This is a genomic window from Streptomyces sp. NPDC002784 (assembly GCF_053592135.1).
The window spans coordinates 47194-69648 of the sequence record NZ_JBSFVD010000004.1 but is presented as its reverse complement, the minus strand read 5'-3'; the positions used below and the strand labels follow the sequence as shown (position 1 = coordinate 69648).

General features: G+C 72.1%; 24 protein-coding genes. 4 read left to right on the top strand and 20 right to left on the bottom strand.

Going from position 1 to position 22455, the window contains the following annotated elements:
- Nucleotides 1–65: 65 nt before the first annotated feature.
- From ACWD1Z_RS10250 to ACWD1Z_RS10230, 5 genes are all read right to left on the bottom strand, one after another.
- A complete protein-coding gene (locus ACWD1Z_RS10250) occupies nt 66–572 on the bottom strand; it encodes a helix-turn-helix domain-containing protein (RefSeq protein WP_451117274.1) in 507 nt (168 codons plus the stop codon).
- A gap of 88 nt (nt 573–660) precedes the next feature.
- Entirely contained in the window at nt 661–1560 is a 900-nt protein-coding gene (locus ACWD1Z_RS10245; protein ID WP_451117845.1) for an RNA polymerase sigma-70 factor, read from the bottom strand.
- 28 nt (nt 1561–1588) lie between these two features.
- Nucleotides 1589–2788: an NAD(P)/FAD-dependent oxidoreductase gene (locus ACWD1Z_RS10240; protein WP_451117843.1), complete on the bottom strand. Its 1200-nt coding sequence runs from the start codon at nt 2786–2788 to the stop codon at nt 1589–1591.
- A gap of 138 nt (nt 2789–2926) precedes the next feature.
- Complete coding sequence (locus tag ACWD1Z_RS10235) at nt 2927–3850, bottom strand: RNA polymerase sigma-70 factor (protein ID WP_451117272.1); 924 nt, start codon at nt 3848–3850, stop codon at nt 2927–2929.
- A 144-nt stretch (nt 3851–3994) separates the two neighbouring features.
- A complete protein-coding gene (locus tag ACWD1Z_RS10230) occupies nt 3995–4333 on the bottom strand; it encodes a winged helix-turn-helix transcriptional regulator (protein WP_451117270.1) in 339 nt (112 codons plus the stop codon).
- A 42-nt stretch (nt 4334–4375) separates the two neighbouring features.
- Here ACWD1Z_RS10230 and ACWD1Z_RS10225 point away from each other — a divergent pair, with 42 nt between their 5' ends.
- Entirely contained in the window at nt 4376–5269 is an 894-nt protein-coding gene (locus tag ACWD1Z_RS10225) for an NAD(P)-dependent oxidoreductase (RefSeq protein WP_451117268.1), read from the top strand.
- An 18-nt stretch (nt 5270–5287) separates the two neighbouring features.
- On the opposite strand, the gene ACWD1Z_RS10220 is transcribed toward ACWD1Z_RS10225, so the two are convergent.
- The 5 genes from ACWD1Z_RS10220 to ACWD1Z_RS10200 all read right to left on the bottom strand — a co-directional run bounded on the left by ACWD1Z_RS10220 (nt 5288) and on the right by ACWD1Z_RS10200 (nt 11930).
- Nucleotides 5288–7297 carry a HelD family protein gene (locus tag ACWD1Z_RS10220; RefSeq protein ID WP_451117266.1) on the bottom strand — a complete coding sequence of 670 codons (2010 nt, stop codon included), beginning with the start codon at nt 7295–7297 and terminating at the stop codon, nt 5288–5290.
- A gap of 40 nt (nt 7298–7337) precedes the next feature.
- Nucleotides 7338–7955: a TetR/AcrR family transcriptional regulator gene (locus ACWD1Z_RS10215; protein ID WP_451117265.1), complete on the bottom strand. Its 618-nt coding sequence runs from the start codon at nt 7953–7955 to the stop codon at nt 7338–7340.
- A gap of 29 nt (nt 7956–7984) precedes the next feature.
- Nucleotides 7985–10153: a phosphotransferase family protein gene (locus tag ACWD1Z_RS10210; RefSeq protein WP_451117263.1), complete on the bottom strand. Its 2169-nt coding sequence runs from the start codon at nt 10151–10153 to the stop codon at nt 7985–7987.
- A 179-nt stretch (nt 10154–10332) separates the two neighbouring features.
- Nucleotides 10333–11079, bottom strand: coding sequence for an HAD family hydrolase (locus ACWD1Z_RS10205; protein ID WP_451117261.1), 747 nt, complete (start codon nt 11077–11079; stop codon nt 10333–10335).
- Nucleotides 11079–11930, bottom strand: a complete 852-nt coding sequence (locus tag ACWD1Z_RS10200; protein WP_451117841.1) for a winged helix-turn-helix domain-containing protein — start codon at nt 11928–11930, stop codon at nt 11079–11081. Before ACWD1Z_RS10200 ends, ACWD1Z_RS10205 begins: the two co-directional genes overlap by 1 nt.
- 178 nt (nt 11931–12108) lie before the next feature.
- Here ACWD1Z_RS10200 and ACWD1Z_RS10195 point away from each other — a divergent pair, with 178 nt between their 5' ends.
- Nucleotides 12109–12297, top strand: coding sequence for a hypothetical protein (locus ACWD1Z_RS10195; protein WP_451117259.1), 189 nt, complete (start codon nt 12109–12111; stop codon nt 12295–12297).
- Nucleotides 12298–12333: 36 nt separating this feature from the next.
- Here ACWD1Z_RS10195 and ACWD1Z_RS10190 read toward each other — a convergent pair whose 3' ends face one another.
- The 3 genes from ACWD1Z_RS10190 to ACWD1Z_RS10180 form a co-directional block, all read right to left on the bottom strand.
- Nucleotides 12334–13242, bottom strand: a complete 909-nt coding sequence (locus ACWD1Z_RS10190) for a GntR family transcriptional regulator (RefSeq protein ID WP_451117257.1) — start codon at nt 13240–13242, stop codon at nt 12334–12336.
- A gap of 275 nt (nt 13243–13517) precedes the next feature.
- A complete protein-coding gene (locus tag ACWD1Z_RS10185; RefSeq protein ID WP_451117255.1) occupies nt 13518–14762 on the bottom strand; it encodes a GNAT family N-acetyltransferase in 1245 nt (414 codons plus the stop codon).
- Between the two features lie 73 nt (nt 14763–14835).
- The gene (locus ACWD1Z_RS10180) at nt 14836–15447 is read right to left on the bottom strand and encodes an RsiG family protein (RefSeq protein WP_451117253.1); all 612 of its coding nucleotides are present in this window, start codon (nt 15445–15447) and stop codon (nt 14836–14838) included.
- Between the two features lie 159 nt (nt 15448–15606).
- Between ACWD1Z_RS10180 and dtd the strand changes: the two genes are divergently transcribed.
- A complete protein-coding gene (dtd, locus tag ACWD1Z_RS10175) occupies nt 15607–16032 on the top strand; it encodes a D-aminoacyl-tRNA deacylase (protein WP_451117252.1) in 426 nt (141 codons plus the stop codon).
- An 11-nt stretch (nt 16033–16043) separates the two neighbouring features.
- On the opposite strand, the gene ygfZ is transcribed toward dtd, so the two are convergent.
- From ygfZ to ACWD1Z_RS10145, 6 genes are all read right to left on the bottom strand, one after another.
- Nucleotides 16044–17009 carry a CAF17-like 4Fe-4S cluster assembly/insertion protein YgfZ gene (ygfZ, locus tag ACWD1Z_RS10170; protein WP_451117250.1) on the bottom strand — a complete coding sequence of 322 codons (966 nt, stop codon included), beginning with the start codon at nt 17007–17009 and terminating at the stop codon, nt 16044–16046.
- Nucleotides 17010–17019: 10 nt separating this feature from the next.
- Nucleotides 17020–17469 (bottom strand): Fur family transcriptional regulator, encoded by a 450-nt coding sequence (locus tag ACWD1Z_RS10165; protein WP_451117248.1) that lies wholly within the window; start codon nt 17467–17469, stop codon nt 17020–17022.
- Nucleotides 17470–17501: 32 nt separating this feature from the next.
- Nucleotides 17502–18077, bottom strand: a complete 576-nt coding sequence (locus ACWD1Z_RS10160) for an FABP family protein (RefSeq protein WP_451117247.1) — start codon at nt 18075–18077, stop codon at nt 17502–17504.
- A gap of 206 nt (nt 18078–18283) precedes the next feature.
- Entirely contained in the window at nt 18284–19144 is an 861-nt protein-coding gene (locus ACWD1Z_RS10155; RefSeq protein WP_451117245.1) for a hypothetical protein, read from the bottom strand.
- Nucleotides 19141–19785 (bottom strand): hypothetical protein, encoded by a 645-nt coding sequence (locus tag ACWD1Z_RS10150; protein WP_451117243.1) that lies wholly within the window; start codon nt 19783–19785, stop codon nt 19141–19143. Before ACWD1Z_RS10150 ends, ACWD1Z_RS10155 begins: the two co-directional genes overlap by 4 nt.
- A 1073-nt stretch (nt 19786–20858) precedes the next feature.
- Nucleotides 20859–21620, bottom strand: coding sequence for a hypothetical protein (locus tag ACWD1Z_RS10145; protein WP_451117241.1), 762 nt, complete (start codon nt 21618–21620; stop codon nt 20859–20861).
- Between the two features lie 102 nt (nt 21621–21722).
- Here ACWD1Z_RS10145 and ACWD1Z_RS10140 point away from each other — a divergent pair, with 102 nt between their 5' ends.
- Nucleotides 21723–22085, top strand: a complete 363-nt coding sequence (locus ACWD1Z_RS10140) for a DsrE family protein (RefSeq protein WP_451117239.1) — start codon at nt 21723–21725, stop codon at nt 22083–22085.
- A gap of 33 nt (nt 22086–22118) precedes the next feature.
- Here the strand turns inward: ACWD1Z_RS10140 and ACWD1Z_RS10135 are convergent, their stop codons facing one another.
- Complete coding sequence (locus ACWD1Z_RS10135; RefSeq protein WP_451117237.1) at nt 22119–22385, bottom strand: DUF3099 domain-containing protein; 267 nt, start codon at nt 22383–22385, stop codon at nt 22119–22121.
- Between the last annotated feature and the right edge of the window lie 70 nt (nt 22386–22455).

Sequence of the window (22455 nt, the reverse complement as noted above, 5' to 3'; positions counted from 1 at the left end):
ACTGCAGATGAGGGTGGGTGGGGGGGTTCCCGCGGTGCGCGTGCGACGGCGGCCGGTCGCCCGGCTCAGCCGGCCGGCCGCCGCGGCTCCTGCGGGTCTTCGGTGTCCGGTGCGCCGGCGTCCTTGCCGGCGGCCGGGGTGCGGGGGCCGTCGTCGAGCCGGACGGGCCCGGCGCCGGGGTCGGCGCCGGTGCCCGTCATGGCGTCGTCGTCCGCCGCTATCGCGAATCCGTTCTCCTTGCGGAAGGACTCGTAGATCTGGAGCAGCACCTGCTTCTGCTGCCCGGTCAGCGTGGGATCGGCGAGGATGACGGCGCGCGTCTCCACCTCGTCCCGGTCCCGCTCGGCGTCCAGGATTCCGGCCCGCACGTACAGCGTCTCGGCGGAGATCCGCAGCGCCTTGGCGACCTGCTGGAGGACCTCCGCGCTCGGCTTGCGCAGCCCGCGCTCGATCTGGCTCAGATACGGGTTGGACACCCCGGCGGCATCAGCGAGCTGCCGCAGCGAGAGCTGGGCGTTGCGCCGCTGCTCGCGCAGGTACTCACCGAGATTGCCGACGTTGAGCGTTGCCATGCCCCCACCTTGCACCACCCCCGCTAACTATTGCAAGCACCTGCTTGCAATAGTGCGCCATGTCATGCCGGGGCGGCGCCGGCGGTGTTCAGCGCAGCGTGAGGCGGTTCTCCGTGTCGATGTGGGTCAGCTTCTGCGGGTTGCGGACGTAGTAGAGGCCGCTGATGCGGTCGTCGTCCAGGCGGATCGCCATGATGCCGTCGGTCTCGCCGTTCACCAGGAGGGCGAGGGCCGGGTGGCCGTTCACCACGCAGGGCTCGTAGCCGATGGTGAACTTGGCCTTCCCGGCGCCGCCGATGATGTAGCGGCTCACCCGGTCGGCACCGACGATCGGGCGTACCGCGCCGCCCTGCTTGACGCCGCCGCCGTCGGCCATCAGGACCACGTCGGGGGCGAGGACGTCGAGCAGGCCCTGGAGGTCGCCGGTCTCGATGGTGCGCCGGAAGGACTCCAGCGCCGCCCGGGTCCGGCTCGCGGAGACCGCCTCGCGGGGGCGGCGGGCCTCGACGTGCTGCCGGGCCCGGTGGGCGATCTGGCGTACGGCCGCGGGAGTCTTGTCGACGGCCTCCGCGATCTCGTCGTAGCCGACGTCGAAGACCTCCCGCAGGACGAAGACGGCGCGTTCCGTCGGCGAGAGGGTCTCCAGGACGAGCATGAGCGCCATCGAGACACTCTCGGCGAGTTCGACGTCCTCGGCCACGTCCGGCGAGGTGAGCAGCGGCTCGGGCAGCCAGGGGCCGACGTAGGACTCCTTGCGGCGCTTCAGGGTGCGCAGGCGGTTGAGCGACTGCCGGGTGGTCATCCGGACCAGGTAGGCGCGGGCGTCACGCACCTGGTCCAGGTCCAGCTCGACCCACCGCAGCCAGGTCTCCTGGAGCACGTCCTCCGCGTCGGCCGCCGAGCCGAGCATCTCGTAGGCGACGGTGAACAGGAGGTTGCGGTGGGCGACGAAGATCTCGGTCGCCGGGTCGGTGACGTGCTCACTTATGATCGTTCTCTCCCCTGTGCGGCCCGCGTCAGGCCACGTGTCCGGCGGTGGCGTCAGCGCTCCGGGCCGCCAGCTGCTCGCCGCGCCGGGGGCCTCCCGAGACGTTGTGCAGGCGGTACGAGCCGGGCTTGGCCGCCTCGCCCGCCAGATGCCCGACGGTGCCCTTGCACACGAACTCCTTGACCCGCGCGCCGAGCCGGCCGCCGATGTGGAACCACACCGCCACGTCGTACCGGCGGGCGAACTGGAAGATGCCCGCCTTCCGTCCGAGGCTGATGCACTGCCCGGCGAAGACCTGGTTGAGGGTCGCCGGCTCCTCCCCCGCGATCCGGCTGAGCACGGTGTCCGCGGCCCGCGCGCCGAGGGGTATCGCGGCCTGGCAGCTCATCCGCACCGGCAGGTCCGACGGGGCGGCACTGTCGCCGGCCGCGACGATCCGTGCGTCGTCGACGCAGGTCAGCGTCTCGTCGGTGAGCAGGCGGCCGAGGGCGTCGGTGCTCAGCCCGCTGCGGGCGGCGAGATCCGGTACGCCGAACCCGGTGGCCCAGACCGTCACCGCGCTCGGCACCTCACGGCCGTCCTCCAGCCGTACGGCGTCCCGCGTCACGGCCGCCGCCGTGCTGCCGGGCCCGTCGAGGACGCTCACGCCGAGCCGTGCCATCAGCTTCGCCACCGAACGCCGCCCGCGCGCGTGCAGATACGGCCCGAGCTCCCCACCGCACACCAGCGTGACGGCCCGCCCCTCCTCCGCCAGCTCGGTGGCGACCTCGATGCCGAGCGGCCCGGCGCCCACGACGGTGACCGGGGCGGAGACGGGCGTGTCGTCCAGCTCGCTCCGCAGCCGCTCCGCCTCCTCGAGGGTGGCGATGGGACGGGCGAACTCGGCGGCACCGGGAACGCCCAGATCGGGGCTGCTGCTGCCGACGGCGTACACGAGGTAGTCGTACGGGACGCTGCCCCCGGACGCCAGCTCCAGCCGGCGCCCGGCGGCGTCGATCCGCTCGACGGAGTCGACGACCAACCGGACCTCCTCGGCCAGCACCTCCCGGTACTCGACGACGGCGTCGTCGGACCCGCCCACCAGCTGGTGCAGCCGGATCCGCTCGACGAAGCCCGCCCGCGGGTTGACCACCGTCACGTGCACGTTCCCGTGCCGCGTGAGCCGGTTGGCCGCCATCACCCCGGCGTACCCGCCTCCCACGACCACGACCTCGACGTTCTCGGCCACGAAAGCCACGATGCCTCCTCGATTGCAGGGATCCGATTGCCGGGATCCGATTGCCGGGATCCGATTGCAGGATCCGATTGCAGGGATCCGGCCTTCAGACACCGGGCCCGGGGCGGCTGTGACAGGACGTGAGCCAGATCACGCCTCCGCCCGGCGGGCCCGGTTCGCCTCCCGCATCACCGCCCACGCGTCCGCCACCGGGCCCACGTGGGTCAGCTTCTCGGGGTTGATCACCGAGCGGATCGCCCGGACGCGGCCGTCGGCGATGTCGATCGCCATGATGTTGATGACCTTGCCGTCACGGTCCCGGAAGATCACCCCGGGCTGCCCGTTCACCTCGTGCGGCTCGGCCGTGACGCCGATCAGCTCGAACGGCCGGGCCATCGCGACCAGCAGCCGCGCCACGTTCTCGGCGCCCATGATGGCCCGCGCCCACTGCGGAGCCTTGCCGCCGCCGTCGCCGGCCATCTGCACATCGCCGGCCAGCAGCTCCCGCAGCCCGTCCACGTCCCCCTCCCGGAACGCGTCGAAGAACCGTTCCGCCAGCGCCTCCCGCTCCTTGCGGTCCGCCTCGAACCTCGGCCGCCCGGCGTCCATGTGCCGCCGCGCCCGTACCGCCAGCTGACGGCACGCCGGCTCCGAGCGGTCCACCGCCGAGGCGATCTCCGGGAAGCCGAACCCGAACACGTCCCGCAGCACGAACACCGCCCGCTCCAGCGGGGTGAGGCGCTCCAGCAGGACCAGCGCCGCCATCGACAGGGAGTCCGCCAGCTCCGCCGACCGCTCCGGGTCCTCGTAGGGGTCGTTCAGCAGGGGCTCGGGGAACCAGGGGCCGACGTACTGCTCCCGGCGCACCCGTGCCGAGCGCAGGACGTCGATGGAGATCCGGGTGACCACGGCCGACAGGTACGCCTTCGTGGACGCCGGGCGCGTCCCGACGCCCTCCCAGCGCAGCCAGGTCTCCTGCACCGCGTCCTCCGCCTCGCCGACGCTGCCGAGAATCCGGTAGGCGATGGCGAACAGCAGCGTCCGCAGCTCCTCGAACTCCTCCGTGCGGGTCACGCGGCTCCTTCCCGAGCGGCCCGGTCGCCGCCCACCCTTGAGACGAGACAGCCCCACCCGGCTGTGACACCGGGGGCGGCCGTACCCACTTTTTTGTGCGTACTTGGCAGCACCGCGCCCGCCCGCGAAGCTGAACGCAGGTGATCAGGAAGCCGCCAGCCGCTCCAGCCGGCGGTGACCCCAGTCGGAGAGGGGGCCGAGGAGTCCGGAGAGTTCACGGCCGAAGCCGGTCAGCGAGTAGACCGTCTTCAGCGGGAGTACGTCGTGCACCTCCCGGTGCACCAGTCCGTCCTCCTCCATCTCGCGCAACGCCTGCGTCAGCACCTTCTCGCTGAGTCCGGGCAGCCGGCGCCGCAGTTCAGCGGGCCGGTGCGGGCCTGATTCCAGCAGCCAGAGCAGGCTCGTCTTCCACTTGCCGTCGATCACCGCGATGGCGGCGGTCACTCCGCAGACGTTCGGATCCTGAGCACGGCTGCGCGTCATCATCGCCCCTTTTGTTCACACATGTTCACGTATGGGAGAAGCATGTCCACGTACGACGACCAGTCTGCCGTCACCGTCCTCGGCCTCGGTCCGATGGGTCGCGCCCTGGCCGGCGCCTTCCTGGACGCGGGGGTGGCCACCACCGTCTGGAACCGCACGCCGGGCCGGGACCGGGACCTGGTCGCCCGCGGGGCCAGGGCCGCCGCCACCGCCGCCGAGGCCGTCGCCGCCGCACCCCTGACCGTCGTCTGCGTCGTGAACTACGACGCCTCCGACGCGATCCTGCGGCAGGACGAGGTCACCGACGCCCTGAAGGCCCGTACGGTCGTCAACCTCACCGCCGACACCCCCGACCGCGCCCGGGACACGGCCGGCTGGGCCGCCGCGCACGGCATCCGTTACCTGGACGGCGCGATCATGACCCCGGCGCCGAGCATCGGGACCCCGGAAGCCGTCTTCATCCTCAGCGGCCCGAAGGACCTCTACGACCGCCACCAGCCCGTCCTGTCCACCCTCGGCGGCACCCACACCCACCTCGGCGAGGACATCGGCCGGGCCGCCGCCTACGACATCGCCCTGCTCGACCTCTTCTGGACGGCGATGGCCGGTTACGCGCACGCCCTCGCGGTGGCCCGCGCCGAGGGCGTCACCGCCCGTGAGCTGGCCCCCTTCGCGCAGGGCATCGGCGCGATCCTGCCGCCGCTGTTCGCGGAGTTCGCCGGGGACACCGACGACGGCACCTACTCGGGCGAGATCAACCCCATCACCTCGGCCGTCTCCTCCATGGCCCACATCGTCCACACCGCCGAGTCCCACGGCATCGACGCGAGCCTGATGCGCGTCGTCGAGGGCCAGGCCCGCCGGGTGGTCGCCGAGGGCCACGGCACCGACGGCTACCTCCGCGTCACCGACCTGCTGACCCGGCACACCCACTGACCCACCGCGCCGGCCCCCTCAGAAGGGCAGCGCCCGCGCGTGCACGACCTCCAGCCGTGACACCGCGCGGGTCAGCGTCACGTACAGCCGGTGCAGGCCGCGTGGCTCGGACTCCGCGATCGTCGCCGGCTCCACGACGACCACGTGGTCGTACTCCAGGCCCTTGACCGCGCTCGCCGCGATCACCGTCACGCGCGGGGTCAGGACGCCGGCCCGGGTGAGGGCCGCGTGCAGGGGGGTGACGTCACGGTCGGCGGCGATGACACCGATGGCGCCCTCCCGCGCGTGGGCGTCCCGTACCGCGGTCACGACCGTCCCGGGCAGGTGCCCGGGGCTCGTCCGGCGCAGGGTCAGCTCGCCGTCCGCGCGCAGGGAACGGGCCGCCGGGACGTCCACGCCGAGGCGGGGCAGGAGCCGGTTGGCCAGTTCGGCGACGGCCGCCGGCAACCGGAAGCCCGTGGTCAGCGGCACCAGGGCCGCGTCCGGCTTGCCCAGGTGCCCGAGCAGGGTGCTCCAGGAGCGGGCCGCCCAGGGGGTCGTCCCCTGCGCCAGATCCCCCAGCACCGTCAGCGAGCCGAAGGGCACCCGGCGCGCGATGGCCCGGCACTCCATGGCGGACAGGTCCTGCGCCTCGTCGACGACGACATGGCCGTAGCCCGGCGGATGGTCGAGGAGCCCGGCGAGTTCGTCGAGGAGGACCAGGTCCGCCGGGGACCAGCGCGCCGACCTGAAGGACCTGGGCGGCTTCGCCCACAGCAGCGCCTTCTGCTGCTCGGCGTCGAGCAGCCCGTCGCCCGCCGCCGCCAACGCCGCCGGATCCGTGAGGAGTTCGGCGAGCAGCTCCTCCGGCCGTACCCGGGGCCACACCGCGTCGACGTACGGCCCGGCGCCCCGCGCCCCCGACATCCGGCGCACCCAGGCGTTCGGCCGCGGGCCCGCCCGCCGCTCGGCCTGCCGGCGCAGCGCCGCCACGATCCGCGTCCGCACCCGCTCCCGCCCCCGGTCGTACGGCAGCTGGTCGGCGCGCACCTCCCGTACGATCCGCGCGAGTTCGTCCTCCGCCACCCGCCACCGGTACGAGCCGTCCGGCACGACCAGCGCACCCGCCCCCTCCCCGGCCACCCGTGCGTACAGCGCCCGGCGCAGCACGTCCGCCATCCGCGCGTCGTGCTTGAGCACGGCCGCGCGCTCCTCGTCGGCTCCGGTGACCGGCTGCCGGGCGATCTCCTCCAGCAGCGTCGACTGACGTACGCCCGCCTCGCCGAGCGCGGGCAGCACCTCGGAGACATAGCCGAGGAAGGTGCGGTTGGGGCCGAGGATCAGCAGGCCGGAGCGCTGGACGCGGTGGGGGTGGGTGTAGAGGAGGTAGGCCGCCCGGTGCAGGCCCACCGCGGTCTTCCCGGTGCCCGGGGCGCCCTGCACGCAGATCGAGACGGCGAGATCGGCGCGGACCAGGTCGTCCTGCTCGGACTGGATGGTCGCGGCGATGTCCCGCATGGGCCCGACCCGGGGCCGCTCGATCTCCCGCGTGACGATCTCGCTGACCCGCGACTCCCCCCGGCCGAGGTGTTCGTCCTCCAGTCCGGTGAGGTCGGCGGAGTCGCCCCGGCTGCCCGGCGCCCATCCGAACCGCCGCCGTACGGCGACGCCCTGGGGATCACGCGCGCTCGCCTGGTAGAAGGCGCGGGAGACGGGCGCGCGCCAGTCGACGGCGAGGGGCGGGGCGGCCGGATCCTCGGTGATCCGCACCCGGCCGACGTGATAGCTCTGCCCGGCGTGCGAGCCGTCGCCGAAGTCCAGCCGCCCGAAGAACAGGGGCCCTTCGGGCAGCTCCCGCATCTCCTTCGCCCGGCTGCGCAGCCGGTACCCGAGCACTTCGGCATCGGCCCCGGAGGCGGAGACGTCCTCGCCCACGACGACCTGTTCATCGGCCCCGGCGACCATCGCGTCGAGGGCGGCACGGCAGCGGTCGTGGTGGGCGCGTTCGGCGCGGAGAAGGTCATCGAGGGCGGGCTCGGCGGATGTCATTCCACCAAGCGTACGCGAAAACGTAACCGAGTTAAATTTATTACCGAGACTCATGCAGCGGGGGCAGCGCCGCCGCCAACAGCCCGAACGCCCGCTCGGCCGCCGCCACCGCGTCCCCCCTTACGTCCTCCAGCCGTTCCCCCGCCGCGATCCGCCGCCAGTTCTCCAGCGCGAGGATCCGCTGCACGGCGAGGATCTGCCCCGCCGCCAGCCGCGCGTCCAGGTCCCCGCCGAGCGCCTCGGCGAGCGCGGCCTCGGCCCGCTGCTGGTGGAGGTACGCGCGGGCGACCAGCGAGGGAGTCCCGTACAGCAGCGAGTGGAAGGCGAGCACCTGCGGATGGTCGTTGAGCCCGGTCACCGGATCGCACCGCTCCAGCCCGGCGAGGAAATGCCGCCGCAGCGCGTCCACGGGCGACCCCGCCGCCTCCGCGACCACCCGCGCCGCCTCGTCCTCGTGATCGGAGATCCGGTACAGGACGAGGTCCTCCTTCGCCGGGAAGTACCGGAAGAGCGTCGGCTTGGAGATCTCCGCCGCGGCGGCCACCTCCGCGACCGACACCGCGTCGAAGCCCTTCTGCAGGAACAGCCGGATCGCCACCTCCGACACGGCCTCGTACATCCGCCGCTTCTTCCGCTCCCGCAGCCCGCTCTCGCTCATGGCCCGAGCCTACGCAGGTGCCCGTCCCCTCAGGTCAGGGCGCGGGGCAGGTGCGGGTTCGGCCGGTGCGGCAGGCCGAGGGAGCCGATGGCGGCGGCGAGGGTCATGGCGTACGAGTCGACCGCGCGCCGGACGTTGGGCGCGTCCAGGCTCTCCCCGGTCACCAGGCGGTCGAGGTCGATGTAGGCGGAGCGCACGATCTCGATCCACCGGTAGACCCGCCAGTCCCGCCGCCAGCCGTCCGTGCACTCCGGGCCGAGCCGCTCCGCCCAGCGCCGGAACATCCGGTCGCGGATCTCCGGCCGGGTCGGCGTGAGATGCATGTGCCGGACCAGGTCGTACAGCGGATCGCCGACGACCGCCATCTCCCAGTCGATGAGGGTCAGCGCGAACTCGTCGCAGCGGCGCACCAGGTTCCACGGGTTGAGGTCGCCGTGCAGCAGGGCGGGCCGGCGTTCGCCGACCCGGTGGCGGGCCAGGATCTGGCGCAGGCGCGGGGCGTCGGGCAGGCCCAGCAGCCGGGCGAGCCGCTGGGACTCCTGGGGCAGCTCGGCCACCAGCAGGACCAGCTGCTCGCTGAGCCACGCGTAGAAGCGCCCCTCACCCGCGGCCGGGTCGACCTCCCGGTAGTTCACCCGCGTCAGCGCGCAGAGCTGGTCGACGAGCCGGTCCGCCTCGTGCGGCCGCAGCCCGTGCACGGGATGGGCGGGCGGCCGCCCGATGTCCCGCGGGCCCTCGTAGGTGTGGATGGCGAAAGGTTCCCCCTGATAACTCGTGCCCAGGGCCAGGAACTTCGGCGCCGCCACCTCGGCCCGCGACCGCTCGATGGCCCGCAGCACGGCATGCTCGCTCAGGAAGCCGCGCTCCCGCCGGCAGGCGTTGGCCACCTTGCGCCGCACGACCACCGGGAAGTCCACCCCCGGCACCCGCACCACCGAGTTCAGATGCCCGGTGCCCTTGAAGACCCGCCCGGCGGGCGCCGCGCCCTCCGCGTACAGGGCCTCGCGCACGGCCGAGCGGGGGAACCGCGGATGCTCCGCCACCCGGTGCACCGGGTCCCAGTCCCGGATCCGGGCGTGCAGACCGAGCCCGCCGGTCCTGGCCTCCCGCCAGCGGAACAGGATCCGCCCGATCTCCGGCTCGCCCGGGATGTTCCTGAGCCCCAGCGGCCGGGCCGCCCGCTCCAGCGCCCCGCGCACCCGCGCCGCCGCCGCGTGCAGGCTCTGCTCGTCGGTCAGGTCCCGCAGCGAGGCCGCGGCGCGCACGACGTCCGGGTAGAGGGACTGCGCCCGCTCGAAGTCGACGTAGTGGCCGAGGTCCCGGGTCAGGCCGTTGACGGCGGCGGGCCGCACCCGCCGCATCGCCTCGGCCCACGCCTCGACGACCTCCTCCCACTGATGGGAGGGGTAGCGCATCCGCACCAGATGCGTGGCGAGGTCGTGCAGCGGATCGCCGTAGCCGGCCAGCTCCCAGTCGACGCAGAACAGCGGCGGCTCGGCGGCGAACGGCAGGATCAGGTTCGCGCGGTGCAGATCGGTGTGGAGCAGGGCGTACGGCCGCCTGGCCATCGACGGGACCCGCTCCGCGAACCGGAGCAGGGCGTCCTCGGGGATGCCGAGGGCGGCGAACAGGCCGCCGAAATCAGGGCGGTTGGGCCTGCGGATCTGCTCGTCCGCGAGGTGCGCCAGCGTCCGCAGGAAGCCCTGGCTGTCCTTGTCGTTGCGCGGCCGGCCGGCGGGGAGGCGGGGCAGGGCCTCGCGGCGCACCTGTGCCATCCGGGCGAACACGTCCGCCAGCGCCTTCACGAGCAGGGTGTCGAGCGGCTTGCCGTCCGCGCACACGGCCGACAGCGCGGTGCCCTCCACATAGCTGTGGATCGCGAAGTCCGGTCCCGTGGCGAGGCATTGCGGGACGTGCGGCAGCAGCCGGCCCACGGCCCCGAGGATCTCCGTCTCGTCCTGCCAGGTCCTGATCACCACCGGCAGCGCCCCCGGCCGCCGCATCCGCACGGTCACCTGCGTACCGGGCGGGCGGCCGAGCCTGCGGGCCATGTCCTCGGTGAGCGGCAGGACGTAGTTCCGGTGGTGGTGCCCGCTCGTGGCCCGGCCCCGCCGCGCGGCCTGCGCCACGAAGGCCCGGACGGCGGCGTTCGCTGCGCGTTCCCCGGAGAAGGGACCGGGAAGAGGTGGTGCGCCCACGGGCCGCTCCGGAATTTCGCGCAGGACACGGAAGGTATGGCAAACGGTAAGTGCGGGTTGTAGCAGGCACGACCGGAGGCGGGCTGGAGTAGCCACATCGGGTGGTGTGCGGCTGTTCGCGCAACACCCGTCGGAGAGTGTTCGCTCAGCGGTGCGGCGAAGCCTAGCGCACGCCGGGGTCAGCCCAGCTGCTTCACGGTCTGCAGCACCGGCTCCAGCGAGTCGACGATCACCAGGGCCCCGGCCTCGCGCAGCAGGCCCGCCTTGCGCTCGTTACGCGCGTAGCCCAGGAACGGAACACCCGCGGCCTGCGCGGCGAGGAAGTCCGTGGCGGCGTCGCCGATCATCAGCGCCGAACCGGGAGCCGCGCCCATCGCGTTCAGGGCGCGGCCGAGGCAGTGGGGATCGGGCTTGAGGAGGTTCAGCTGCTGGGTGCGGCCGTAGATGTGCGGGCTGAAGCACGGGGTGAGGTCCCGGCTCGCGAGATAGGCGCGCACCACCCGCGGGGAGTTGTTGGTGGTGATGGCGAGCCGGGAGCCGACGGCGGTCCAGGTGCGGATCAAGGGGTCCGCGTACGGGGTCGGCGTGGCGGTGGAGGTGGCCTTCAGCTCCTCATTGGTCAAACGTTCCTCCAGATCGATGACCAGGTCGCTGTTCGGGTGCCGGCGGTCCACGGCACGCAGGACGATCTGCGGGTCGAGCGTCTTGCGTTCGTCCTGGGTCAGCAGATCGCGCAGACCGCGCCCTGCCAGCCACTCGACCAACTCCGTCGCCACCCGCTCCGCCTTGTGCCGGGCGAACAGCCCGCAGACCGGCCCGTCGAAATCCCAGAGCACCACACGGGCCTTCGCGATCAGGTCCCGCAGTGCGTCGGGGTCGTGCTCGGTCCGCTCGGTCACCGCTTCAGTCCGCGTCTCAGAGGTCACTAGGAGAGTGTCAGGTCCTTGGTGATGGTTTCCCAGAGGGCGTCGAACCACTTCTGCGATTCCTCCACGAAGGCCTGGTCGCGCTCCGCGGCCCGCCGGGCGAAGGAGAACAGCAGGGACTGGGCGCCGACCGCGTCGTACATCTCCAGGGTGCGGCTCTCGTACTCCTCCTCGCGCTCGGTGACGACGTAGTAGCCGAGCAGCGCCTCCTCGCCGTTGAGCAGGTACAGCTTCAGCGGCGGGGTGAAGGGCAGCGCGCGGAAGGCGACGTGCACGTCGATGCCGTGGGTGGCGCGGACCGCCTGGAGGTTGTGGCGCAGCACCTGGGCCTGGGCGTTGCGGATGCCCAGCCAGCGCCGGTGCAGGGAGTCGTCGTCGGCGTCGCCCTCGATCAGGACCGGGAAGGCGAGGGTGATGTCCCGGGACGGCAGCAGGATGCGCACGTCGACCGACTCCGGGCGCAGGGTGCCCTCGTGGATCCGGCGCAGCGGGTCGCCGAGGGCCAGCATCAGGGTCTCGGCGGAGTGGCAGACGACGTCCACGCGCACGTGCCGGGCGGCGAACGCCTCCACCAGGCGCGGGGCGAGTCCGACCATGGTCGGCTGGGGCTCGCCCCGGGCCGGGGCGGGAGCGGCGATCCGCGGGGGGCTGCCCTTGCTGACATTGCTGAGCAGGCCGTCCTCCTGGAGCGCGCGCAGGGCCTGGCGGACGGTGCCGCGTTCCACGCCGAACTCCTCGGCGAGTTCGGCCTGGGTGGGCAGCCGGTCCCCCGCCTTGAGATCGCCGGTACGGATCCGTTCCCGCAGGATGTCGGCGATCTCCTGCGGCGAGAGCCTTCTGCTGCCGTTCACTGCCACGTTCTCCTGAGTCACGACCGGACGCTACAACTCCGCTCCATCCAGCGGGAGTTGTACGCGACTTGTTTATGAGTGGTAACCAAGTGGGGACAACCTAAGCAGAGTTGGTACCAACTTGGCCGAGTTGGCGGAAGCTTTACCTCAGGTTGGGACATCAGAAGGGGGAACCACCGTGCCAGTCCTCGCCCTCCTCGCCGCAATCGTGGTCGTCGGCATCGAACAGACTATCGAAGTCAAGTACGGCACCACCGGCATCGTCGGACTGCTCCTGCTCACCATCGGCATCAAGGCCAAGAGCCCGGCCGTCAGCTCCGCCGGAGCCGTGGTGCTGGCCCTGCTGGTCTCGGGGCCCGCCCTATGACCGCACCGCATCCGGGTCACACCCCGTGGGGGATGATCAGCTCGTGAGCTCCAGCTCCGAACTGATCGTCTCCCACAGGGAGTTGAACCACAGATTGGACTGCTCCACGAACGTGGTGTCGCGCAGCCCGGCGCCCTGCTCGAAGGCGAACAGCATGGACCGGGTGCCCTCGGCGTCGTACATCTCCAGGGACTCGTGGTCGACCTCCTCCTCGCGGCGCGTCACCGTGTAGTACGCGAACAGCGCCTCCGCGCCGTTGAGCAGGTACAGCTTCACCGGCGGGGTGAAGGGCAGCGCGCGGAAGGTGACCCGCACGTCGATGCCGTGCGTCGCCCGCAGCGCCAGCAGATTGTGCCGGAGCACCTGGCCCTGGGCGTTGCGCTGGGCGAGCCAGTGGCGGCGCAGCCGGCCCGCGGCCGAGGCGTCCACGGGGGCCGGGAAGGCGAGGGCGATATGACGGCTCGGCAGCAGGACGCGGACGTCGACCTTGGCCGGTTTCAGCCGTCCGGCGTGGATCTGGCGCAGCGGTTCACCGATGGCGAGGGTGAGGGAGATCGCGGTCAGGCACAGGGCGTCGATCTCCACGTGCGGGGCGGCGAAGGCGGCCCCTATCCGGGGCGCGAGGGCCACCGTGGTGGGCAGCGGCGGGGCTCCGGGGCCGGTCAGCGCCCTGGCCAGGTCGGGGGCGACGGTGGCCGGGCTGCCCTTGGACACATTGGTGAGCAGCCGCTCCGACTGCAGGATCCGCAGCGCCTGGCGTACGGTCCCCCGCTCCACGCCGAACTCGTGCGCCAGCTGGGCCTGGGTGGGCATGCGCTGGCCGGGCCGCAGTGCGCCGGATCTGATCCGGGCGCGCAGCTCGTCGGCCACCTCACGATGTGACGTCTGTGGCCGAGGCGACCTCTTCCGCCCAGTGGCGGAGGCGTGTTTCGGGTCCACGGCCAAACAGTACAACTTCCCGCCATCTTTGGGCAGTTCAGCGGAAGGTGGTTATGAGCCGCTCCCATGCGGTGATAAGTACAGAGAAGTTGGTCGCCAACTTGAGCAACCTGGTCGCATATTCACGGGGTTGGCGGTCCTAGATCCACATCGGCCGGCCGGGTTCCCTTCCGGAGGGGAGCCGGGAGCCCGGGCGGCCGGCACCACCGATCAACAACCACAACTGAACAGCACGCTACGGATGAGCACGCAGGACAAGGCCTGTCACCGGCGGGAGGAGCTCAGAACAGGTCCGGGCACCAAGGCCGCCTGGACGTACGCAGCAGGGCGTCGGCCAGTCGGGCGGCGCCCGCTCGTTCTTCCACCGCCCGGCCGAGCGCGGCCAGCCGTACGGCGGACTCGTCGCCGAGCCAGAGCGTGGCGAGGTCGGAGAGGGTCAGGGTGAGGTCGGCGCCGCCGGTGGTGGCCGCGCAGGCCCCGGCGCCGTTCGCGTCCGCCTCCACCCGGTACCGCCCGCCGCCGTCGACGACGTCGAGCACCAGTGACCCCGCCCCCGCGTACGTCCGCGCCTCCATCGCGCGGACGACGTCGAGGATCCGCACCCACAGCCAGTCGGCCTGGCTGGAGATGCGGGCGCCCCGCGGGTCGGGGAAGAGATGCGGAACCAGGTCGTCGGGGGCCCGCCAGCCGGTCTTGACGGTGGTGATCCAGTCGATGGAGCACAGATACCGCCACAGGGCCCGCTCGGCGGCCGGCGAGACCGCCATCAGCCACTTCACCTTCGCGGTGTTCAGCGGCTGCTTGCCGTCGCCCCAGTGATCGTCGGAGGTGTACGCCACCATGCCCTCCACCTCGCCGGCCGGTGAGCGGTAGACGGCGTAGTGGGGTTCGAGGAAGGCGTGGAAGAACTGGACGGCGCCGGTGGTGACCTCCCACCACAGGCCGTCGCGGCTGACGGCGCCGGGCTGGGTGCGGCGCAGACGCTCATGCAGTTCGGGGCCCAGCTTGCGGACGTCGGAGGCGTCGACGAGGTCGATCCGGCCGCCGTCCCCGGGTCCTGACCAGCGGGGGTCGAGGCCGGTGCGGGGCACGTCGATCGTCCACTCGGCCATGGTGGTGGCGGGGCCGAAGCCGTAGCGGCCGTAGATCGGGTACTCGGCGGCGATCAGGGTGGCGACGACGTCCCCGCGCTCCTGGGCGGCGGCCAGGTCGCGCTCCATCATCCGGCCGAGGAGACCTCGGCGGCGGTGGGTGGGGGAGACGGTGACGTTGGTGACGGCGTCGGCCCGGACGGCGGCGCCGCCGACGGCGGTGAGCTGCTGGTCGAAGGAGCGGAAGGTGGCGACGCAACGGTCACCGTCGAAGGCGCCGAGGAGCCTGCCGGGGACGAACCAGGGCTTCCTGGCGGCGAGTTGGTCCTCGGAGAGGGTGGGTTCGCGCAGGAAGCCGATGTTCACGGCCCGGTTCCAGTCGGTGAACTCGGCCTCGGTGATCGGTCGGACGTCGATGTCAGCGGCGCGGGTCATGGACTCACGTTAGGCGCGGGCCGGTGGGGGTGTCGCGGCGATTTCTCCGGCCCTCGTCACCCCCGCGCACGGCTCACAGCAGCAGATCGTCCACCTGCGCCTCCCCCTCCCGGTACCGGCGGGCGATCTCCGCGCTGCAGTCGTCCGCCGTGCGCTGCAGGGCGTGGCGGCGCAGCGAGACCTGCTGTTCGTAGCGGACCAGCCGGGCCATCGCTTCGGTCAGCTCCAGGTCCGTGCGGGCGCCGAGGTCCGACAGTTCGACCTCCGCCAGCATCTCCGCCGCCAGCCGCCGGTACTCCTCGCTGTGCGGCGTGCCCAGTGTGACGTGGCGGGCCGAGGAGCGGTGGCGGGCCGGGGCGTCCCGGAGGATCTCCGGCAGCCGCTCCACGACGGACGCGGCGCCCAGCGGCGAGCGCCGGGCCAGCTCCGCCCGCAGGATGTCGATCCGCCCCTGGAGCAGCCGCCGTACATAGCTCAGGTCCGCCTCGTCGCGCTGGGCGGCCCGGCGCAGCGTGCGCAGCTCGGGCAGGCGCAGCGGCAGCAGATCGCGCCCGGGCGGATCGGCGGCCGGCCGCGGCTGCTGTTCCGCCGCGGTGCGCTGGGCGGGCGGGCGGAGCCGGTTCCGGCCGCCCGCGTGGGTCAAGGAGACAACCCCAGGGGGCTGCCCCGTACTCGGTGTGCTCATGTGCCTCTACCGTCCCCTCGACCGGCGTGTGGGAGCATCGTGCCACCCCAAGTGGCCGCTATGTGACCGAGTGCCCCCGATCGGCCCCAGATGGGGGGTTAAGGAGCAAAAAAGAAGCCCTTCGCGGGCCGCTTCCGGCCGCACGGCATGATGGGGCCCATGCGTGCAGTGGTGCAGAGGGTGGACGGCGCGAGCGTCGTCGTCGAGGGACGGACGGTCGGGGAGATCGACGGGGAGGGCCTGTGCGTCCTCGTGGGAGTCACCCACGAGGACACCAAGGAGAAGGCGGCCCAACTGGCCCGCAAGCTCTGGTCGATCCGCATGCTGCGCGACGAGAGGTCGTGCAGTGACATCGACGCCCCGCTCCTGGTCATCAGCCAGTTCACGCTCTACGGCGACGCCCGCAAGGGCCGCCGCCCCACCTGGAACGCCGCCGCCCCCGGCGAGGTGGCCGAGCCGCTGGTCGAGGAGGTCGTCGCCCAGCTGCGCGCCCTCGGCGCGACGGTGGCGACGGGCCGCTTCGGCGCGCAGATGCGCGTCTCCCTCACCAATGACGGCCCGTTCACCGTCCTGCTGGAGATCTAGTCCTGACGGGGCTACGGCTCTACGACGACTTCCTGCGCCGCGGCCGTCTCCCCGGCCACCAGCGGCGCGTCCGTCGGCACGTTCCGCTTCACCAGCGCGAGCGCGACCGGGCCCAGCTCGTGGTGGCGTACCGGCGTCGTGATGAAGCCGATCTTGCGGCCGTCGGGCCCCTCCTCCGCGAGCCGCAGCTCCGTCCCGGCGGCCGGCAGGTGGACGTCGCTGCCGTCGAGGTGCAGGAAGACCAGCCGGCGCGGCGGCTTGCCGAGGTTGTGGACCCGGGCGACCGTCTCCTGGCCGCGGTAGCAGCCCTTCTGGAGGTGGACCGCGCTGCCGATCCAGCCCAGCTCGTGCGGGATCGTGCGGTGGTCGGTCTCGAAGCCGAGGCGCGGGCGGTGGTGCTCGACGCGCAGGGCCTCGTAGGCGAGCAGCCCGGCCGCGGGGCCGGTCTTCTCGGCGTAGGTCTCCAGTTCCGCACGCGGCAGGAAGAGATCACGGCCGTACGCCGTCTCGCGGACGACGACGCCGTCCGGGACCTCGGCGATGGACCCGGCGGGCAGGTGCACCACGGCGATGTCGGCGGTCCGGTCGGTGACCTCGACCTGGTAGAAGAACTTCATCGACTCCAGGTACGCGATCAGCGCCTCCTGGGTGCCGGGCTCCACATGGGCCCACACCGTGGTGCCGTCGTCCACCAGGTACAGCGCGTGCTCGATGTGGCCGTGCGCGGAGAGGATCAGCGCCTCGGTGGCCTCGCCCGGGGGCAGCTCGCTGACGTGCTGGGTGAGCAGCAGATGCAGCCAGCTCAGCCGGTCCGCCCCGGTCACGGCGACGACCCCGCGGTGCGAGAGGTCGACGAAACCGGCGCCGCCGGCGAGGGCGCGCTGCTCACGGAACAGATCGCCGTAGTGGGCGGCGACACCTTCGTCCACGCCCTCGGCGGGGACGGCGCCGGGCAGGGTCAGCAGAGGGCTCTTCATAAGCGCAAGCCTACGACTCGGTAGTTGAATTCTTCAGCGAGCTCTCGCGGGAGCAGTCGGCGCACCGCCCGAAGATCGCGAAGTGCTTCATGTCGGTCTCGAAGCCGAAGGTGTCCCGCAGCTTGGCCGTGAAGTCGGCCGCCACCGACACGTCCGCCTCGATCACGTTGGTGCAGTCGCGGCACACCAGGTGGATGTGGTGGTGCCGGTCGGCGAGGTGGTACGTCGGCGCGCCGTGCCCGAGGTGGGCGTGGCTGACGAGACCCAGCTCCTCCAGGAGCTCCAGGGTCCGGTACACCGTCGAAATGTTGACCCCCGACGCCGTCTTCCTCACTTCCACGAGGATGTCGTCGGGGGTCGCGTGCTCAAGGGTGTCCACGGCTTCGAGCACGAGTTGCCGCTGCGGCGTCAGCCGGTAGCCGCGCTGCCTGAGGTCGCTCTTCCAGTCGGTGCTCACCACACCGACGAGTCTAGAGCTATCTCACGACAGGCCTACTTGAAGAATGCGATCCCGTCGTCGGGCATGTCGTCCGGGAGGGCCTTGGCCCAGCGCTCGACGTCCTCGGGGGTGACGACCTTCTTCAGGTGCGCCGACATGTAGGGGCGCAGCTCGACCTCGGGGGTCTGCTTCTCACCGACCCACATCAGGTCGCTCTTGACGTAGCCGTACAGACGCTTGCCGCCGGTGTAGGGGGCGGAGGCGGCCGTACGGGCCACGGCGTCCGTGACCAGGTCGATCTGGGGCTTCTTGTCGGCCAGCTCGCCGTACCAGATCTCGATGACGCCGTCGTCGCGGGTCATCGTCACCTCGACCTTGCGGTCGGCGTCGATCCGCCAGAAGCCGTGCTCGGACTCCAGCGGCCTGACCTTGTTCCCGTCGTTGTCCAGGACCCAGGTGTGGGACCGGTACTCCAGGAAGTCCCGGCCGTCGTGCGTGAAGGCGACCTCCTGTCCGAAGTTGCACTTCTCGGAGCCGGGGAAGTCGTGCACGCCCGCGCCGGCCCAGTTGCCGAGCAGGAAGGCGAGCGGGACGAGGTCCTTGTGGAGGTCGGACGGAATCTCGATCATGGGTGGCAGTTCCTAGACGGGGGTCAGCGCTGGCCCTGGTACAGCTTCTTCACGGTCAGTCCGGCGAAGCCGAGGACGCCGATGGCGACCAGAACCAGCAGGATCTCGAAGAAGAGGATCACGGGACGCTCCTTGGTGAGCTACAGGGCGATTGCCAAAGGCCGGGCCCCAGCTTACGCGGCCGGGGCCCGGCCCACCGGGCGAGGTCAGCTCAGCAGCTGGCTCTGCAGGATGACGGTCTGCCGGAAGGGGACGGTCAGCGCCTTGCCCTTGCGGGACTGGACGACGAGCGCGAGGACGTCACCGGCGGTCACGTACGCCTGCCTGACCTGCTGGGCACCGTACGGCTCGGCCTCCGCGTAGACGTACCGCATGATCTCCGGGAGCTGCTTGACCTGCGCGAAGTCCTCGTCGTACTCGGAGAACGCGTCGCCGCGCACCCGGTAGACCGGGCCGCCGGCCGGGGCGATGCTGCCGGACGTCAGCTCGTCCACGACCTCCGCGGTGCCGAACTGCAGCAGGTACACCCGGGTGCTGGTGCCGTCGGTGGTGGTCCAGCCGCGGGCGGCGATGTGCCGCAGGCCGTGGTCGACGAGCTTCTGCCCCAGCTCCTCGCGCTCCGCCCGATCGGGGAAGAGCGACAGGAACTCCTTCGTCGCCAGCCAGCCGTCGTCGCCGCGCAGCGCCGTATTCTCCGTGGCGCCCTCCGGCGCGGGCAGGAGCAGGGCGCGCAGGTCGGCGTGGTGGGTGCCGGCCGGCTTGCCCTCGGCGAGCGGACCCGGGCTGCCGGAGGGCAGCGGGGGCCGGGTGAGCGTGGGGTAGTCCCAGCGCCCGTCCGAGGCGGTCGCCAGGCCCGGTACGTCGGTCCGCTCCATCCGTGTGATGCCGTACGCGGACGCGGCACCGACGGCCGCGAAGACGGTGACGGCGGCGGTCCAGCGCAGGACGGCGCGCAGCACCCGGCGGTCCTTGGGAACCTTGGCGGCCGGGGCCGGGACGGGCGGTGGTACGTCGGACTCCGCCCGGTCGATGACCATCACGGGCGCCTCGTCTTCGTGCACGCTCATACTGCCTTCCCGGGCTCGGCGATGCGGTCGAGCTGGGCGCGCAGCAGGTCCGCGACGCCGTCGGTGTCCAGTGGTCTGACACCGTCCGCGGTGACGGTGATCAGTACGTCGCCCTGATAGGCGGAGCAGTACAGGTAGTCCAGGGCCGTGTCCTCGTCCTTCGGGGACAGGAAGCAGCGGGCGTTCTTGTGGCCCTTGATCTTCGGGCCGTCCCGGAAGAAGCCCAGGGAGTCGAGGAGCTCGCTCTGGAAGGCCGAGGTGCCCTGGACGGTGGAGCGGTTCTCCATCTGGGACAGCACGATGCTCGCGGTGAACGCGCCGCCGTTCTCCGTGTCGACGTAGCTGCGCATCGCCATGCCGGTGATCCGTGCCTTGTCGATCTGCTCCTCCAGCTGCCGGCGCTGGGTGCGGGGCAGATCGCGCAGGGACTCCTTGCGCAGGGCGGTGGCCTGGGCCCCGCCGAGCGACACGTCGGAACCGAACTCCCCGAGGTCGGGACCCCGGTCCCACCCCCGGGTGCCGTACGGCACGAGGCTGCCGGCGAGCCCGGAGGGCCGTGCCGCCCGGCTCTCACGGGCGGACCCGTCACCCTCCGGAAACACCCACACAGGCGCCCCGGCATCCCGCTCGGCCCCGCGCACGGTCACGACGGTATGCCCAACTCCGCCAACCACGGCCGCAACCAACAACAGAACCCCAGCAACACCGAAAACCCGCCCAAGCCGAGGAGCCTTCCTGCCCCCCGAACCCTGCCCGACGCCTACGCACCCGACCTCGGCGGTCGCGGCTGCGGCCTCGGGCCCGACCTCGGGCTCGGCCCCGGTCACGGTCGCAGGTTCGGCTCCTGAGGCAGGCGCATTCACGGACTCGGACCCGGTCGCGGCAAGGATCTCAACCCCAGCCCCGACCACGCTCGCGGTCCCAGCCCCGGACCCGGGCTCGGATCCGATCGCGGTCGTGGTCGTGGTCGTGGTCGTGGTCGCGGTCTCAGCCTCGGACCCGGGCTCGGACCCAATCGCGGTCTCGGTCTCGGTCTCGGAACCGGTCTTGGTCCTGGACTGGGGCTCGGACCCGATCACCTTCGCGGAGCCGGACCTGGCCGGAGCCCCGGACTCGGTCCCGACCCCGGTCCCGACCCCGGTCGCGGGAGCGGTCGCGATTGCGGCTTCGGCGTCGGGCCCAGGCTCGTGCCCGGACCCGACCGCGGTGCTGGACCCGGCGGTCGCGGTCTTCGTCACGGTCCCCGACTCGGATCGAATCGCGGCCGCGGCCTCAGCTCCGACCTCGACCCCGGACTCGGTCACGGTCCCGGTCCCGGTCCCGGCCCTCGTCCCGCTCTCAGCCTCGGAGTCGGACCCGGACCCGGACCCGGCTGCGGCCTCGACCTCCATGGCGGTCGCGGGCTCGGACTTGGTCGTGGTTGCCGCTGCGGCCGCCGCTGCGGTCCTGATCCTGGATTCGGTTCCGGTTTCGGCCTCGATGCCGGTCTCAGGCCGGGTCCCGGGCGCGGTCTCGACGCCGTCCTCGTTCCCGGGCTCGGTCGCCTTCTCGGTTGCGGTTCCGGGTTTGGTCGCCGACTCGGGCCCGGGGCCGGTCGGAGTTTCAGTCCCGACCTCTGTCCCGGGGCCGGGCGGAGTCGCAGCAGCGACCTTTGCCCCGGGCTCGGCGGCGGCGTTTGAGGCGGTTCCGGGGTCCGGGGCGGTTTTTGGGTTGGTCACAGCCGCTCCAGTTGGCGTTCGGCCAGGGTCAGGATGGTCTTCTTGGTGATCGGGGCCGGGCCGGTGACCCAGATCTCCACGGCTATGTCGCCGCGCCAGGCGTGGGCCTCTGCCTCGTAGAGGGGCGCGTAGCCCGGCTCGGACTCCGGGACCGTGTGGACGTAGGCCATGCCGTCCTCGGTGCCCGGGACGGTCCAGCTGTCGGTGTTCTCGTCGCCCCCGGACCAGGCGGCGCTGCCGTCGGCCCAGTACTGGCCGTGCCGCACGGCGTTCCGGGCGGCCATCAGCTCCTCCTGCCGGTACTGGACCAGCCGGATCTCGACGCTGTACGAGTCGGTCTCCCAGGCAGTGGCGGCCGCGCGGCGGAAGGTGGAGGCCATGTTCCGGAACGCGCCTTCCGGCTCACCGTAGGTCTCGGCGTAACCGGCCAGGTCCATCCAGCCGTCGGAGCCGTCGAGCCACTGGACCTTCTTCGCTCCGGCCGGCTTCTTCAGCAGCAGCTTGCGCAGATCGCCGTCGGTCCTGACCTGGCGATCCTGCGCGGCGGACAGCGGCGCCGGGCCCTTGCCCCGGGCCTGCGTCAGCTCCGGCTGCGAGAGCGACGGCAGCCGTGTCGGCTCGCGGTCGGCCTGGACGAGATAGCCGGCGCAGGTGCCGGCCACCAGGCCGAGCAGGGCCGCGCCGGTGAGCAGCAGCGCCGTACGCCCACGGCGGCGCGGCCGGGACGGCTCAGCGGCCGCCTCTTCGGGTACTTCCACAACGTCCCCCCACAGAACGTGAAGCACGCATTCCGTATGCGCGCTCACAGGAGACCCATGGCCAAAGCTCTTGGTTGTAGGAGAGTTGATTACGATTCAGCCATGGCGAAGAAGCTCGTGATCAAGGTGACGGCCGGAGCGGACGCCCCCGAGCGCTGCTCCCAGGCGTTCACGGTGGCGGCAGTGGCCGTCGCCAGCGGGGTCGAGGTCTCCCTGTGGCTGACCGGGGAGTCCGCGTGGTTCGCCCTCCCCGGCCGGGCCGCCGAGTTCGAACTGCCGCACGCGGCCCCGCTGCCCGACCTGCTCGGCTCGCTCCTGGCGGGCGGCCGGGTGACCCTGTGCACGCAGTGCGCGGCACGCCGGGACATCACCGAGAAGGACGTCCTGGACGGCGTACGCATCGCGGGCGCGCAGGTGTTCGTCCAGGAGGCGCTGGGGGACGAGACGCAGGCGCTCGTCTACTGAGACCTACCGAGAGCTGCCGAGACCTGCCGAGACCTACGGAGACCGCGGACGGTTCCTGCCGTCCAGTTCGTCCCACCACTCGTCGGACTTCGGGTCACCGGAGGGGTCGTCCCACCAGCGGTCGTCGGGACCCCGCCGGTTGGCGATCACCGCGGCCAGCGGCGGGATCACCATCGCCACCAGGCACATGCCCACCGCCACCGGCACCGACCACAGGCGTACGACGGCCCAGGCCAGGACGAACAGCACGATGCAGCTGCCCATCATGGCGAAGTACAGACGACGCCGCCGTGCGTACATACCTCCAGGGTAGGTCCGGACAGGCGGAAGGGCCGCACCCCGGCGTCCAACCCGGGGGTGCGGCCCTTCG

What these genes read in the sequence shown, in the direction of transcription:
- ACWD1Z_RS10225 (WP_451117268.1), top strand. Translation starts at nt 4,376, where the DNA reads ATGTCCACGTACGACGACCAGTCTGCCGTCACCGTCCTCGGCCTCGGT.
- ACWD1Z_RS10180 (WP_451117253.1), bottom strand. Translation starts at nt 15,447, where the DNA reads ATGAGCACACCGAGTACGGGGCAGCCCCCTGGGGTTGTCTCCTTGACC.
- ACWD1Z_RS10135 (WP_451117237.1), bottom strand. Translation starts at nt 22,385, where the DNA reads ATGTACGCACGGCGGCGTCGTCTGTACTTCGCCATGATGGGCAGCTGC.
- dtd (WP_451117252.1), top strand. Translation starts at nt 15,607, where the DNA reads ATGCGTGCAGTGGTGCAGAGGGTGGACGGCGCGAGCGTCGTCGTCGAG.
- ACWD1Z_RS10140 (WP_451117239.1), top strand. Translation starts at nt 21,723, where the DNA reads ATGGCGAAGAAGCTCGTGATCAAGGTGACGGCCGGAGCGGACGCCCCC.
- ACWD1Z_RS10160 (WP_451117247.1), bottom strand. Translation starts at nt 18,077, where the DNA reads ATGATCGAGATTCCGTCCGACCTCCACAAGGACCTCGTCCCGCTCGCC.
- ygfZ (WP_451117250.1), bottom strand. Translation starts at nt 17,009, where the DNA reads ATGAAGAGCCCTCTGCTGACCCTGCCCGGCGCCGTCCCCGCCGAGGGC.
- ACWD1Z_RS10155 (WP_451117245.1), bottom strand. Translation starts at nt 19,144, where the DNA reads ATGAGCGTGCACGAAGACGAGGCGCCCGTGATGGTCATCGACCGGGCG.
- ACWD1Z_RS10220 (WP_451117266.1), bottom strand. Translation starts at nt 7,297, where the DNA reads ATGACATCCGCCGAGCCCGCCCTCGATGACCTTCTCCGCGCCGAACGC.
- ACWD1Z_RS10250 (WP_451117274.1), bottom strand. Translation starts at nt 572, where the DNA reads ATGGCAACGCTCAACGTCGGCAATCTCGGTGAGTACCTGCGCGAGCAG.
- ACWD1Z_RS10215 (WP_451117265.1), bottom strand. Translation starts at nt 7,955, where the DNA reads ATGAGCGAGAGCGGGCTGCGGGAGCGGAAGAAGCGGCGGATGTACGAG.
- ACWD1Z_RS10230 (WP_451117270.1), bottom strand. Translation starts at nt 4,333, where the DNA reads ATGACGCGCAGCCGTGCTCAGGATCCGAACGTCTGCGGAGTGACCGCC.
- ACWD1Z_RS10185 (WP_451117255.1), bottom strand. Translation starts at nt 14,762, where the DNA reads ATGACCCGCGCCGCTGACATCGACGTCCGACCGATCACCGAGGCCGAG.